Consider the following 14,914-nt stretch of genomic DNA (forward strand, 5'->3'; position numbering starts at 1 on the left):
TGGAACCACCTGATCCCATCCCGAACTCAGAAGTGAAACGATGCATCGCCGATGGTAGTGTGGGGTTTCCCCATGTGAGAGTAGGTCATCGTCAAGATTAAATTCCGAAACCCCAATTGCGAAAGCAGTTGGGGTTTTGTTTTTGCGCGGAGAAAAAGCCAAGTCCTACAGCGACCAGAAAGGACATTGCCCACGCATAGCCCCACAACCGCAGTGAGGGCCAGCACCATTGATCACTCGTGATGGAAATCCCCTCAAAAACAGTGAGTGGTTTTTGCTATGGTGCAGCTCTTTTTAAGGACTTGAGTTCACCCGCACGGATCAGCGTCGACCTCTATTCAACGAGAAGTTGTAGCAATGCCCGAAGCGATTCCGATCAAGGACCACGAAAAAGAGAACCGCCTGGTCAACAAGCGCCTGCTCGCCTGCGCTATGTTGGTGGTGGCCATTACTTGCGCCTTGGTAGGACGCATGTACTTCCTGCAGGTGGTGGAGTTCGACTATCACTCCACCGTCTCGGAAAACAACCGTGTCCACGTGCTGCCGATCACCCCGACCCGCGGGCTGATCTATGACCGCAATGGCGTGGTCCTGGCGGACAACCGCCCCAGCTTCAACCTGACCATCACCCGCGAACGCACCACTGATCTCAAAGGCGAGTTGGACACGGTAATCGACCTGCTGCACCTGCCGCCAGAGGATCGAACCCTGTTCGACAAGGAAATGAAGCAGGCCCGCCACCCCTTCGTCCCCGTGACCCTGTTCTACGAGCTCACCGAAGAGCAGATCGCCGTCCTTGCGGTCAACGAGTACCGCCTGCCAGGACTGGATGTGCAAGCCCAGTTCGTCCGCCATTACCCCATGGGCGCCCACTTTGCCCACTCCATCGGCTACGTTGGACGGATCAACGAGAAAGAAGCCAAGACCCTGGACTCGGTGGAATACCGTGGCACTCAGTCCATTGGCAAGACGGGCGTAGAGAAGTTCTATGAGTCCGAGTTGCACGGTCACGTCGGCTATGAAGAGGTGGAGACCAACGCTCAGGGGCGGGTCATGCGCGTGCTCAAACACACCGATCCTATCCCCGGGAAGAACATCGTCCTGAGCCTGGATATCAAGCTCCAGGAAGCTGCCGAAGAGGCCCTGGGGGACCGTCGCGGCTCAGTGGTGGCCCTCGACCCCGCCACGGGCGAAGTACTGGCCATGGTCAGCAAGCCAAGCTTTGACCCAAACCTGTTCGTCACCGGCATCAGCTTCAAGCAATACGCGGCACTGCACGACTCCATCGACCGCCCGCTGTTCAACCGGGTGCTGCGCGGCCTCTACGCACCGGGTTCCACCATCAAGCCAGAAGTGGCGATTGCCGGCCTCGACACCGGCGTGGTGACCGCCTCGACCCGAGTCTTCGATCCCGGTTACTACCAATTGCCGGACTTCGATCACAAATACCGCAACTGGAACCACAGCGGCGATGGTTGGGTGGATATGGACGCAGCGATCATGCGCTCCAACGACACCTACTTCTACGATCTGGCCCACAAGCTCGGCATCGACCGCCTGCACGACTACATGGCGATGTTCGGTCTGGGTCAGAAAGTCTCTCTGGACATGTTCGAGGAATCCCCCGGGTTAATGCCATCCCAAGACTGGAAGCGCGCCACCCGCCGCCAGCCCTGGTTCCCGGGGGAAACCGTGATCCTCGGCATTGGTCAGGGCTACATGCAGGTCACGCCGCTGCAACTGGCCCAGGCCACAGCGCTGATCGCCAACAAGGGCGTGTGGAACCGCCCGCACCTGGCCAAGACCATCGATGGCGTGGCTCCGGTGGATGAGCACCCAATGCCCAACATCCTGCTGAAGAACCCCCACGACTGGGATCAGGTCAGCCACGGTATGCAGATGGTGATGCACGACCCGCGGGGCATCGCCCGTGCTGCCGCCGCCGGTGCGCAGTACCGCATCGCCGGCAAGAGCGGCACCGCCCAGGTGGTGGCGATCAAGCAGGGCGAACGCTATGACCGCCTCAAGACCCGCGAGCGCAACCGCGACAACGCCTTGTTCGTTGGCTTCGCCCCCGCCGAGCACCCACAGATCGTAATTGCGGTCATGATCGAGAACGGTGAGGCCGGCGGCCGGGTCGCCGGGCCCGTGGTGCGACAGATCATGGACGCCTGGCTGCTGGACCAGAACGGCCACCTCAAGCCGCAATACGCTACACCCGCCAAGGCCCCTGGCGATCCCCACGTCTGACTCATTGCAACACCGGGCTGCCCGGCATCTTGTGAGTCCGCCCGAGCGTCCCTTGCCTCACTGAGCGCTGAGGCGTTCCTGCAGCAGCTCCAGGAACAGCACCTCGGCACGGCTCATGCGTTGTTCACGGTTCCACAGCAGATGGATGTCGACATCGGCGATGCCGTCGTGGGGCGGCAGACGCCACAGCAGCCTGGCGTCGACATCGGCCGCCACCACGTGCTCAGGCAGGCAGCCGATGCCAAACCCGGCGATCACCAGGCGCCGTACCTCCTCCAGGCTCGGCGACGACGCGACGATGCGCCCGCTGAAGCCTTGCTGGTCACGGAAGATGGTCAGCGGCGAGAGCATGCCGCCGATCTGGTAGCTGGTAAAACTGACGAAGTTCTCTCGCTGCAGATCGCCCTCGGCCACGTCCTGGCGCCCGAACAACGGGTGATGCTTGCCGCAAAAAAATGCGTAGCGCTGCCGCAGGAACAGCCGTTGTTCCAGGCGTGGCTGTGGCCGCCGATTAAGGCTCAGGCCCAGGGTCGCGGTCTTCTCTTGCAGGGCGCTGACGATGTCCGAACTGCGCATCACCTCCACCTCCAGGTCGACGCGCGGATGCTGGCGATGGAAGTCGGCCAGAAAGTCATCGAAACGCTCATTGAGGATCCGGCTGATGATCAACAGCCGCACCTTGCCGATCACCTCGTCGGCGGGTTGCTCCAGCACGCTGCTGACCTGGGACATCTGGCCGTAGATTTCCCCGGCCAGGGCAAAGATCTGTTCGCCCACTTCAGTCAGGGCAAAACGCGGCCCGCGCCGGGCGATCAACTGTCGTCCCAGCTGTTCTTCCAGGCGCTTGAGGGCTTGGCTCACTGCCGGTTGGGTCAGGTGCAGGCGCGCCGCTGCGCGACTGATGCTCAGTTCCTGGCCGATCACCCGGAAGGTGCGCAGCAGGTTCCAGTCGAGGCGGTCATTGAGCAGGCGTCGGGCATCGCGGTCGGACATGGCAGGGCTCTGGATCGGGATCTAGGCGAATAATAAGCAAGGATAATAATCGAGATAACCAATAGAAAATTGACTAATTATCCGGCGAAACGGATAAATCCCCCCAGACGGACGCCCACAGAAGCCCCTGCGCTTGACCCTTTCTCCTGCCACAAAAATAACCAAAGGAGCCAACCATGAAGCCTTCCGCTTCGCCGCAGCCACGTCGGGCCGCGGCCGCCGCCTTTATCGGCACCATGATCGAGTGGTACGACTTCTACATCTACGCCACCGCTGCGGCGCTGGTGTTCGGTGCCTTGTTCTTCCCCTCCGACGACAAACTGTTCAGCACCATGGCCGCCTTCGGAACCTTCGCCGTGGGCTTCTTCGCCCGGCCCCTGGGGGGCATCATCTTCGGCCATATCGGCGACCGTATCGGCCGCAAGAAATCCCTGGTCATCACCTTGCTGATGATGGGCGTGGTCACGGTGTGCATCGGCCTGTTGCCGACTTATGCACAGATCGGCGCCCTGGCCCCGGTGCTGCTGATCCTGCTGCGCATCGTCCAGGGCATTGCCGTGGGAGGCGAGTGGGGCGGGGCGGTGCTGATGGCCGGCGAACATGCGCTCAAGGGCCGGCGCAACTTCTTCGCCTCCTTCGCGCAATTGGGCAGCCCGGCGGGTTTGATCCTCTCGCTACTGGCCTTCAGCGCCGTGACCCGCCTGCCCGAGGACGCGTTGATGAGCTGGGGCTGGCGCCTGCCGTTCCTCGCCAGCGCGTTGTTGCTGCTGGTAGGCCTGGCGATTCGCCTGGGGGTCAACGAGTCGCCGGAGTTTCTCGCCAGCCGCGAGCAGGCGGCCAAATCGCTGCGCAAGGAACAGGCACCTGTGATGCAAGTGCTGCGCACGGCCTGGCGTCCGCTGCTGCTGTGCATCGGCGCCAACACCCTGGGGATCGCCGGGGTGTATTTCACCAACACCTTCATGATTGCCTACACCACCCAGCAACTGGAGATTCCCCGTTCGCTGATTCTCGAATGCCTGTTCGTGGTGGCGATCATCCAGTTCTGCATCCAGCCCCTGGCGGCCTGGACCGCCGAGAAAATCGGCGCCACGCGCTTTCTATGCCTGGTGTCAGTACTGGCCATGGCCTCGCCCTATCCGATGTTCGTCCTGGTGAGTTCCGGCCAGGCGCCGCTGATGATCCTCGGCATCGCCCTGGCAGTGGTGTGCATGGCCTCCTTCTACGCGGTGATCGCTGGTTACGTCAGCGGCATGTTCGAGACGCGGGTGCGCTACACCGCGATCTCCCTGGCCTATCAAGTCTGCGGTGCCCTGGCCGGTGGCCTGACCCCGCTGATCGGCACCTGGCTGGCCCATCGGTTTATTGGCCAATGGTGGCCGATGGCGCTGTTCTACAGCCTGATCGCTGCCGTTTCGCTGATCTGCGTGCTGGCCCTGTCGCGCCGTCACGCCCACGCCCATCGCCTGGAAATGGCGTCCCACGCTTGATTGTCCGGAGACACGATCGATGTTGAAAATCAATGGCCAACGCCTCTGGGCGAGCCTGATGGCCATGGCCGAAATCGGCGCCACCGCTCGCGGCGGCAGCTGCCGCCTGGCCCTGAGCGATGAGGACCGGGCCGGGCGCGAGCTCTTCGCTCACTGGTGTACAGAAGCCGGCATGACCCTGAGCGTCGACCCCATCGGCAACCTGTTTGCCCGGCGGCCCGGCAGTGACCCGCACGCAGCCCCAGTGATGATGGGCAGCCACCTCGACACCCAGCCCGAGGGCGGGCGTTTCGACGGTGTCTACGGCGTGCTGGCCGGCTTGGAAGTGCTGCGCACGCTCAATGATCTCGGAGTCCAGACGCGCAAGCCTCTGGAGCTGGCGGTGTGGACCAACGAGGAAGGCGCGCGTTTCACCCCGGCGATGTTCGGCTCGGCGGTGTTCACCGGGGCCATGTCCCTGGACGCCGCCCTGGCGGTACGCGACGCCGATGGCATCAGCGTTGCCCAGGCCCTGCAGCGCACCGGTTACGCCGGCAATCGGCCTTTGGGTGGGGCCGTGGATGCCTATTTCGAAGCCCATATCGAGCAGGGCCCGATCCTTGAAGACAACGCCAAGAGCATCGGCGTGGTCAGTGGCGGTCAGGCGATCCGCTGGCTCGACGTTCAGGTTGAAGGCAGGGCCGCCCACGCCGGCACCACGCCGATGTCACTGCGCAAGGATGCTCTGTATGGCGCCGCGCAGATGATCCTCGCCGTGGAGCAGGTGGCAGCGGATTTTGCCCCGCAAGGCCTGACCACTGTCGGTGAGCTGAGCGTTGCCAAGTCATCGCGCAATACCATTCCCGGGTTGCTGACCTTCACCGTCGACCTGCGCCACCACCATGATCAACAGATCACCGCCATGGAGCAGCAGGTTGAGGAACGCCTGGAGCGCATTGCCCGGCAGCGCGGGCTCAAGGTCCGCATCGACCGCCGTTGGCTCAGCCCGGCCACGCCCTTTGATGCCGAGTGCGTGGCGGCGGTGCAGCAGGCGGTGGACGGGCTGGGCTATCCTCATCAGTCCATCGTCAGTGGCGCGGGCCACGACGCCATCTTGCTGGCGCGCTATTGCCCCACCGCCATGGTGTTCATTCCCTGTGTCGGTGGCTTGAGTCATAACGAAGCCGAAGACGTGTTGCCCGAGGACGTGTGCCAGGGCGCCGATGTATTGCTTAATGCCGTGCTGGCCCGTGCCGGCCGGGTGGCCTGAGGAGACCTTGATGCGCAGTTTTTTCCACCCTGAACAATTGCTTCACCATCCCCGCAGCTATTACTCCCGGGGCCAGCTGCGCACGCCTCAGGAAGTCCCCGAGCGCGCCCAGCGCCTGGTGCAGGCGGCGCATTCCCTGAGCTTTGCGGTGTGCCAACCCGAGGACGCCGGTCTGCAGCCGTTGCTGGCGGTGCACAGTGCGCCGTACCTGAAATTCCTGGAGGAGGCTTACCCGCACTGGAATGAAATTCCCGAGGACTGGGGTGACGAAGTCATGTCCAACATCTTCGTGCGTGAGCCCAATGCCTTGCGCGGGGTCCTCGCCCAGGCCGCTTGCTATCTGGCCGACGGCAGTTGTCCGGTGGGCGAACAGACTTGGCGCTCGGCCTACTGGTCGGCGCAGAGCGCCATCGCCGGGGCCCGTGCCCTGCTGGATGGCGAACCTGCTGCCTATGCCTTGTGCCGCCCGCCGGGGCACCACGCCCGGGCCGAAGCCGCGGGTGGTTTCTGCTACTTGAACAACGCGGCGATCGCCGCTCAGGTTCTGCGGGAAAAATTCGCCCGGGTCGCGGTGCTGGATACCGATATGCATCACGGCCAGGGCATTCAGGAAATCTTCTACGAGCGGGACGACGTGCTTTACGTGTCGGTGCATGGTGACCCCACCAACTTTTACCCCGGGGTCAGCGGTTTTGCCGAAGAGCGCGGCAGCGGCGCGGGGGAGGGCTATAACCTCAACCTGCCGATGGCCCATGGCGCCAGCGAAGCGGACTTTCTCGCCCGCCTGGAACAGGCCCTGGCCGCGGTGAGGGCATTCGGCGCCGAGGTGCTGGTGCTGTCTCTGGGGTTCGACATCTACGAGCTCGATCCGCAAAGCAAGGTCGCGGTGACCCGAGACGGCTTCGCCATCCTTGGCCAGCGCATCCGCAGCCTTGGCCTGCCGTGCCTGATTGTCCAGGAGGGGGGTTACCACCTTGACAGCCTGGAAGACAACGCCCGCGCCTTCTTTGCCGACAGCGCCGCCTGGTCCCTTTAGGACCGGCCGGACGGCGTTTCGCCCGAAGGCCTTTTCGCCGGCAAGCCAGCTCCTGCAGCAGGGGCTGGCTTGCCGGCGTAGGGTACTTGCCATTTGCTTTACGTTAACGTCAAGATGCTCGGGCGCCCGTCCCACTGGCGCAGGTTTTGCTTGATCTCGAATGACAGGGTAAGCAATGCAGGGCTGCCCGATGATCCGGGCAAAGCCCCTTTACTGCCCTCTGAACCCGGTGTAGACATTGACCACGGCTTGCGTGCCTCGCGCAATCCAAGGGAGTGGAGCGGGTATAGCGGGCGGACCGATTCGGAGCGCTTGATGACTCTTATAAAAACAACAAAGGGTGAGCAGCAACACGAAGCCCGGCTGGCCCGGGAGCGGCTGCACCTGGAAGGCGAGATCCCCGACGGGGTCCTGCGTGCGGAAATCGATGCCTCATGGCGGCGCAGCCTCAGCCATGGCGTGCACTTTGGCAGTCAGCATCAACTGACCCTGGAATCTGGCGCCAGCCTTGAGGTGCTGCTGGCCAGCAATCGCCTGTTGCTGGACGCGGCAACCCCGGCCATCGACTACCTGACCCAGCATCAGGGCCAGGACGGCCTGATCATCCTGGCCAATGCCGACGCCACCATCCTGGCCATCGAGGGCCGTGCCGACCGGCTCAAGGACAGCGGGGTGCAGGACATCACCCTCGGCGCCTGCTGGAGCGAGGCCACCCGTGGCACCAACGCCCTGGGCACGGCCCTGGTGGAAGCCCGGCCGACCCTGATCGATTGCGGCGAGCATTACCTGGACCGCCTCAGCCATTTTTCCTGCACCTCGGTGCCGATCCAATGCCCCCAGGGCGAGATCCTCGGCGTTCTTGACCTGACCCGCGAAGGCCCCCTGGGCCGCGTCCAGGACAGCACCGCACTGTTGTCCATGGCGGTCAGCCAGATCGAGGCGCGGGTGTTCCATGCCTCCTACCCGGAGCAGATCGTCCTGGCCTTCCACAGTCGTCGGCAATACCTCGAATCGCCCTGGCAAGGTCTGCTGGCCCTGAGCCTGGGCGGGCAGATTCTTGCGGTCAGCGGCCAGGCCTGCCAGTTGCTCAACGCCCCGCGCGCGGCCCTGGTGGGACGGCGTTGCGAAGAGTTCCTCGGGCTCGACGGCCTGCAACTGCTGGCCCGCCTGCAGCAAGGCGCCGTGGGCAGCCTGCAGACCGCCAAAGGCGAGCTGTTCTACAAGGCCCTGCGGGCACCGCAGCCATCGCTGAACCTGCACCGCACGCCCCGCAGCACACCGAAAGCCACGCCCATGCCCCAGGACCTGGAAGCCCTGGCCGGGGGCAACAGCCGCTACGCCCGCACCCTGCGCATGGCCCGCCAGGGCCTGGCCAACGGCTTGCCAGTGCTGTTGCTGGGAGAGACCGGCACCGGCAAGGAGGTCCTGGCCCGGGCCCTGCATCGTGCGGGCAGTCGTGCCGAGAAACCCTTTGTCGCGGTCAACTGCGCGGCGATTCCCGAAGGCCTGATCGAGTCGGAGCTGTTCGGCTACCGCGAAGGCGCCTTTACCGGCTCACGTCGCGGCGGCATGATCGGGCGCCTGCAACAGGCCCATGGCGGCACCCTGTTCCTCGATGAGATCGGCGACATGCCCCTGGCCCTGCAAGCCCGCCTGCTGCGAGTGCTGCAAGACCGCAAGGTAGCGCCCCTGGGAGCCGGCGAGGAGCAGGACATCGACATTGCCCTGATCTGCGCCACCCACCGCGACCTCAAGCAGCAAGTGCAGGACCAGGCCTTTCGCGAAGACCTGTTCTACCGGGTCAACGGCATCAGCGTGCTGCTGCCGGCCCTGCGTGAACGCGAAGACCTGCAGCCGCTGGTGGACAGCCTGCTGGCCAGGCTCGGCGGCGCCGACGTGAGCCTCAGCGACGAACTGCGCCGGCTGCTGACGGACTACCACTGGCCGGGCAATATCCGCCAGCTGGAGATGGTCCTGCGCACCGCCCTGGCCCTGCGCGAAGAGGGCGAGTGCCACATCGGCCTGGAACATCTGCCCGACAGCATGCTCGACGATCTGCAGGCCAGCGAGCGGCCGCAGACCGGGAGCATCCGCGAGAACGAGCTGGAGCTGATCCGCAGTGCCCTGGACAACCATCAGGGCAATGTCTCGGCGGCTGCGGACGCCCTGGGCATCAGCCGCGCGACCCTGTACCGCAAGCTCAAGCAGTTGCGCGCCTGATGCGGCGCCTGATCACCCGGCTGGTGGACAGCCGCGATCCCCAGGCCCTGAGTGCCGCCCTGGGCTGGCTCTACAGTTTCGTGCGGCCCCATCGGCTGGCCATCGGTGGCCTGCTGGGGCTGTCGGTGTGCGCCTCGTTGCTGGTGCTGGTGCAACCCTGGCTGACCAAGCTGCTGATCGACGACGGCCTGCTGGCCCGGGACTTCTCCAAACTGGTGCTGATCGCCGGCTTGATGATCCTTGCCGGTCTGCTGGGCACGCTGTTGTCCGGGGTCAATCGCTACCTGCATACGCGCCTGTCCGGACGCATCCTGTTCGCCCTGCGCGACGACCTCTACCGCCATCTGCAACGACTGTCGCCGAGCTTCTACGGGCAGCGGCGAATCGGCGACCTGATGTCGCGCCTGGACGGCGATGTGGCGGAGATCCAGCGCTTTGCCGTCGACTCATTGTTTTCCGCAGTGTCCAGCGTGATCGGTCTTGTCGTCGCCCTGGCCATGCTCTTGACCCTGTCCTGGCAACTCTCGCTGCTGGCCCTGGTGTTGATTCCCCTGGACGTGCTCTGGCTGCGCTGGATGCGGCGCAAGGTGGAGCGCGATGTGCGCCAGTTGCGCGAGCGTTCCGCGGACATGTCTTCGTTCATGGTGGAAACCCTGCCGGTGATGAAGTTCATCCAGAGCGCCGGCCAGCAGCAACGGGAGGCTCAGCGCCTGGACCGCCTCGGCCAGGGCTACATGAGCCAGTTGCTCAAGCTGCAGGTCACCGAGTTCTTCACCCAGGCGGTGCCCGGCACCCTGACCTCATTGTCCCGGGCCTGCGCCTTCCTGATTGGCGGTTACTGGGTGGTGCAGGGCACCTGGCAACTGGGGGCGCTGATTGCCTTCTCCACCTACCTGGGCATGGCGGTGGGACCGGTGCAGAGCCTGCTGGGACTGTATGTGGCGATCCAGCGCATGACCGTGAGCCTGGGCCGGGTCATGGAACTGCGCGGTGAGGAGCCGGACATCAGCGCCCCCGTAGCGCCCTTGCCGGTGCCGGACAACGGCGAGCTGCACTTCAAGGATGTGCACTTCAGTCATCCGGGGCGCGGCTCGACCCTCAAGGGCATCGAAGCGCGGATTCCCTATGGCCTCAAGGTGGCCCTGAGCGGCACTTCGGGGGCCGGTAAAAGCACCCTGATCGACCTCTTGCAGCGCCATCACGACCCCCAGTCCGGGCAGGTGCTGCTGGGGGGCATCGACCTGCGTCAACTGGACCTGGCGCAACTGCGCCGTCAGGTGGCGGTGGTCAGCCAGGACATCGTGCTGTTTCGCGGCAGCCTGGCGGACAACCTGGCCTACAGCGTGCCCGCTGCCAGCCGCGAGGCCGTGGCCGAAGTGGCGCGGCTGGCGCAACTGCAGGGGCTGATCGAGTCCCTGCCCGAGGGCCTGGACAGCCCCCTGGGCGAGCGTGGCCAGCAGCTGTCCGGCGGGCAGAAACAACGCATCGCCATCGCCCGTGCATTGCTCCAGGACCCGCTGATCCTGGTGCTGGACGAAGCCACTTCGGCGGTGGACGAGGCCACCGAGCGCGAGGTGATCGACGCCATCGACCGCCTGTTCGCCGGGCGCACGCGCATCCTCATCAGCCACCGGCCTTCGACCCTGGCCGACGCCGACCTGCGTTTCGAGTTGCTCGACGGTGTATTGCACAGCGTGGTGGTGGCCCATGAAGCCTGAGCTGCGCATCGGCGTGATCGACAGCGGCCATGCCCCTCATCAACGGGTGGTGGCCGGTCGGCGTTTCTATCTGCTGGGCGAAGGCATGGGCGAGGGCGAGTTGCAGCAGGACGCCCTCGGTCATGGCAGCGCGATCATCGAGGCCATCGGGCAGCGCGCGCCCGATGCCCAGCTGTATCTGGCCCAGGTGTTCGATCAGCGCGGAGTCACCAGTGCCGCGCAAGTCAGTGCCGCCCTGTATTGGCTGCTGGAACAGGATGTACGCCTGATCAACCTCAGCCTCGGGCTGCGCCAGGATCGCGATTCACTGCGCGCCGCCTGCGCCGAGGCCGTGGCACGCGGCGTGCTGCTCTGCGCGTCCAGCCCGGCCCAGGGCGAGCCGGTATTCCCGGCCCGCTATCCCGGCGTGTTGCGGGTTACCGGCGATGCGCGTTGCAGTGCGCAGCAATGGTCCTGGCTGAACACGGCCCAGGCCGATTTCGCCGCCTGCGTGCGCGCCGGCCGCCCGGGGCCGTCCGGCGCCAGCCTGGGCTGTGCCGCCTTGAGCGGGCATATCGGTGCCTACCTCAAGACCCAGCCCGGCGCGAGCAATCTGCAGGTGCGCCAGTGGCTGCAGGAGCAGGCCGCCTACCAGGGGCCCGAGCGCCGGAGCGTGCCATGCAAACGATCCTGATCCTGGGGGCGGGGCCGGCCGGCGCGGCGGTGGCCCTGGGGCTGCGGCGCCTCGGTTACCCGGTGACCCTGATCAGCGACTGGCGGCGTTTTGCGGCGCTGGAAGGGGTCTCGCTGCGGGTGCTGGAAGCCTTGCGCGGCGCCGGTCTGGAGTCGGCACTGGCCCAGGCCCTGCATCCTTCCCAGCGGCAAGTGGCGTGGAACGGCGCGCAGCATGCACAGAACATCGAATACCTGCTGGATCGCCCGACGTTCGACCGTGGCCTGCGCGATGCCCTGCATCAGGCCGGGGTGACGCTGATCCAGGGCCGTGTACTTAGGGTGCAGTCCACGGCGCTCGGGCACCGGGTGCAGGTGCAGGGGCACGAGGAGCTGCTCGGCGAGTTCCTGGTCGAAGCCCGCGGGCGTCAGGCGCCTGCGCTGGACAAGGCCCTGCAGCACGGCGTCGGAAACGGCCGGCGAGGCCCGGAAACCCTCAGCCTGCTCAACCGCTGGCAAGGGCCGTCTGGCACTGCCGCCAGTGCCGTGCACAGCCTGGAGGACGGCTGGGCCTGGATGGCCCGGCGCAGCGACGGCCAGTGCTACTGGCAACTGACCCTGGATGTGGCCAGCGCCGCACTGCCGGGCAAGGCGCAGTTGCTGGAGTACTGCCGTCAGCGCCGCCAGGCGTCTGCCCTGGTCGCGGATTTTTTTGCCGGCGCTGCCGAACGTGATCTGCAGCTGCACGCCCGTAGCAGCACGGCCATTCTCTGCCCCCAGGTGTGCGGCGCTAACTGGTTGCGGGTCGGGGATGCGGCCATGGCGGTGGACCCGCTGTCTGGCAATGGCATCTTCCAGTCCCTGTCCTCGGCCCTGCAGGCACCGGCGGTGATCAACACCCTGTTGCAGCGGCCGGAGCGCAGAGCCCTGGCCGGGCGCTTTCATCAGCAACGGGTGGAGCAGCTGTTCCTGCGCTTTGCCCGCATCGGCCGGGATTTCTACGCCGACGAGCAGCGCTGGCCCGAGCAACCGTTCTGGCAGGCCCGTCGGCACTGGCCGGACCAGCAGCCGGCGCACGCGGCCGTGGACTTTACCGCCCTGCGTATCGAGCACGCCCCGGTCCTGCGCGATGGCCTGGTGGATGAAGCTGAAGTGGTGATCACCCCGGACCAGCCCCTGGGTATCTGGCATGTGCAGGGTGTGGAGCTGGCGCCGTTGTTGCGCCGCTTACAGCACCAGCCCCCGAACCAGGCCCTGGCGGACCTGAGCCCGGAGCAGGGGCGGGTGGTGCGGGGCTGGTTGCTGGCCCAGGGCTATCGACCCTGAACCCGCCGTGCACAAGCGAGCGGGCTCAGGTTCACTGCCCGGTAGGTTCAGCTAGCGTTGGTACACCCGCTGGCCGCCTTTCCAGGTCTGGTAGACCTGGATGTCCCTGATGCCGGTAGCCGGAATGTTTTCGTCGAGCGGGTCCTGTTCGAGAATCACCAGGTCGGCGAAGTTGTTGTCCTGCAACGACCCCATCCAGCGCTCGGCGTGGCATTGCCAGGCGGCATCGTAGGTGATGGCTTTCAGCGCCTCTTGGCGAGACAGGCATTCGCCAGCGTTGAGCACCGGGTAGTCTTCAGGGTTCTGCAGGACCGGATACGGCGATTGTGTGCTACGGATGCCCTCCATCTTGCGGGTCACGGCCTGCTCCATGGAGCGCAGGGGGCCCAGTGGGGTGACCGTGCAGTCGCTGTGCAGGGAAATGCGCAGATTGTGCTTGAGGGCCGATTTGCACAGGTCGAGCATGGTTTCGGCCCGCTGCTCGAAAATCGCCTGTTGGAAGGAGTAGCCCCAGTAACCGACATGCCCGATCAGGAAGCTCGGTGACAGCCCCAGCTGGTTCATGCGCTCAAGACTGTCCGCGTTCAGCAGCGAGCAGTGTTCGATGCGATGGCGCTTTTCCAGGCCGTTGCCGTCCTTGAAGGCCCCTGCGTAGGCTTGTAGGGTGAAGTCGATGGCTCGGTCGCCGTTGGCATGAATCATCAGGGGCCAGCCGGTCTCGACCGCTTTGCTGACCAGGGTCTGGTAGGCCACGGGGAGGGTTTGCGGGTCTGGTTGCTGCTCGTCGCAGACATTGAAATTGCCCCGGCGGGGGGTGGTTTCACAGCAATAGTCCACGCTCTGGTAGCCGGTCAGGCCCTGGTTGGAGCCGTCTGATACCAGCTTCACCGAGCCCTGGTAGATGCGTTTGGCTTCTTCGCGGGTGGCGGGTCGATAGGGTGGCAGGCTTTGCAGGCTTTTGGCGGAGCCGTCGCAGGCGGCGGCGTAACCGATCCGCAGATTCCTGGGATGAGTCAGGAAGTAGGCGTCTAGCACCAGTCTTGAGATGGGGTCCATCATGGCGTCGTACAGCAGGGTGATTCCGCGTTGCGTGGCGGTGTTGAAGTAGTCTTCGAGGTGCTTGAAGATCTTCAGCATCTGCAACTGCTGCTGGACCGGAATGGAGCGAATGGCGTGCAGGATTTCACGCTCCTGCAACAGGCCTTTGTTGGCTTTGACGCCGGTCTTGCGAAAGACCGCTTCGCTCGCCGCACTGTTCATGTAGGCGGTGTGCATCGACGCACTGATCAGCAGGATCGGGCGCTCGGCGTCGATGCTGTCCAGGTTACCGATCTCTTCATCGAAGCCACAGCCCAGGGTTATGAGTTGGTTCAGGCCACCTTCCACCTTCTTGAACGGCATCAAGGCCGGATCGACCATGCGCCCGAGAATCCATGACGAAGGGTCTTTGACCGGGGCACTGCGCAGGGTCTCGACCAACCAGTTCCAATCGTAGGTTTCTCGCAGGCGTTGTCGCTCTTGATCGAACGCGCCCACCGGTATCCAGTCTTCCATGGCGCAGCTCTGCACGATGTGCGCGTGGGGCTCGACCAGGCCCGGAAGCAGGGTCCTGCCTTCCAGCGACTGGACCCTGTAGGCGATGCCCAGGGCTCGCAGGCGGGATTCGACGTCGGCCAGGGTGCCTGAGGCGACCACATCGCCGGCGTGGATGCCCAGTGCCTCGACCCGCTCGTCCATGTTGCCGTTGCGTAGCGGATAGATGTGGCCATGGGTGAAGACGATGGATTCGCCACCCGTTTCAAGGCCCGGGCCATGGGCGTTGGCAGGCTGGCCCGTCAGATGGCCGGCGGGGTTCAGGCTGTGCTTCAAGGCCTCCCAGATCGGGTTGTGGCATCCACACTGGATGTGGTCGTGATCATTTCCATTCGATCCCATGATGCGTTCCTCGGCGGTGCGATGGTATGAGGGGTACAGGAAGAGG

General features: G+C 64.9%; 10 protein-coding genes and 1 rRNA gene. 9 read left to right on the forward strand and 2 right to left on the reverse strand.

The genetic code is table 11. From position 1 onward, the window contains the following. A 5S ribosomal RNA gene (rrf, locus tag J5M73_RS23715) occupies positions 1–97 on the forward strand; the annotation flags it as partial. Positions 98–357: 260 nt separating this feature from the next. Further along, positions 358–2,250, forward strand: a complete 1,893-nt coding sequence (gene mrdA, locus J5M73_RS23720) for a penicillin-binding protein 2 (protein WP_102861802.1) — start codon at positions 358–360, stop codon at positions 2,248–2,250. 57 nt (positions 2,251–2,307) lie between these two features. On the opposite strand, the gene J5M73_RS23725 is transcribed toward mrdA, so the two are convergent. Beyond that, positions 2,308–3,243 (reverse strand): LysR family transcriptional regulator, encoded by a 936-nt coding sequence (locus J5M73_RS23725; protein ID WP_102861801.1) that lies wholly within the window; start codon positions 3,241–3,243, stop codon positions 2,308–2,310. Between the two features lie 176 nt (positions 3,244–3,419). Between J5M73_RS23725 and J5M73_RS23730 the strand changes: the two genes are divergently transcribed. The 7 genes from J5M73_RS23730 (at position 3,420) to J5M73_RS23760 (ending at position 12,933) form a co-directional block, all read left to right on the forward strand. After that, positions 3,420–4,733, forward strand: coding sequence for an MFS transporter (locus J5M73_RS23730; protein ID WP_207816254.1), 1,314 nt, complete (start codon positions 3,420–3,422; stop codon positions 4,731–4,733). Between the two features lie 19 nt (positions 4,734–4,752). Beyond that, on the forward strand, positions 4,753–5,982 hold the full coding sequence (locus tag J5M73_RS23735; RefSeq protein WP_207816255.1) for a Zn-dependent hydrolase: 1,230 nt from the start codon (positions 4,753–4,755) through the stop codon (positions 5,980–5,982). A 10-nt stretch (positions 5,983–5,992) separates the two neighbouring features. Then, the gene (locus J5M73_RS23740) at positions 5,993–7,018 is read left to right on the forward strand and encodes a histone deacetylase family protein (protein WP_102861798.1); all 1,026 of its coding nucleotides are present in this window, start codon (positions 5,993–5,995) and stop codon (positions 7,016–7,018) included. A 315-nt stretch (positions 7,019–7,333) separates the two neighbouring features. Then, complete coding sequence (locus J5M73_RS23745) at positions 7,334–9,238, forward strand: sigma-54-dependent Fis family transcriptional regulator (RefSeq protein ID WP_207816257.1); 1,905 nt, start codon at positions 7,334–7,336, stop codon at positions 9,236–9,238. Continuing rightward, a complete protein-coding gene (locus tag J5M73_RS23750; protein ID WP_207816259.1) occupies positions 9,238–10,956 on the forward strand; it encodes an ABC transporter ATP-binding protein in 1,719 nt (572 codons plus the stop codon). Before J5M73_RS23745 ends, J5M73_RS23750 begins: the two co-directional genes overlap by 1 nt. Then, positions 10,946–11,629 (forward strand): S8 family serine peptidase, encoded by a 684-nt coding sequence (locus tag J5M73_RS23755; RefSeq protein ID WP_207816261.1) that lies wholly within the window; start codon positions 10,946–10,948, stop codon positions 11,627–11,629. Before J5M73_RS23750 ends, J5M73_RS23755 begins: the two co-directional genes overlap by 11 nt. Next, positions 11,614–12,933, forward strand: a complete 1,320-nt coding sequence (locus J5M73_RS23760; protein ID WP_102861794.1) for a tryptophan 7-halogenase — start codon at positions 11,614–11,616, stop codon at positions 12,931–12,933. The genes J5M73_RS23755 and J5M73_RS23760 overlap by 16 nt, the downstream gene beginning before the upstream one ends. A 51-nt stretch (positions 12,934–12,984) precedes the next feature. Here the strand turns inward: J5M73_RS23760 and J5M73_RS23765 are convergent, their stop codons facing one another. Then, positions 12,985–14,868 (reverse strand): amidohydrolase family protein, encoded by a 1,884-nt coding sequence (locus J5M73_RS23765; RefSeq protein ID WP_102861793.1) that lies wholly within the window; start codon positions 14,866–14,868, stop codon positions 12,985–12,987. Positions 14,869–14,914 lie beyond the last annotated feature (46 nt).

Source organism: Pseudomonas sp. 50_B, from assembly GCF_017491625.1.
Classification (GTDB): domain Bacteria; phylum Pseudomonadota; class Gammaproteobacteria; order Pseudomonadales; family Pseudomonadaceae; genus Aquipseudomonas; species Aquipseudomonas danubii.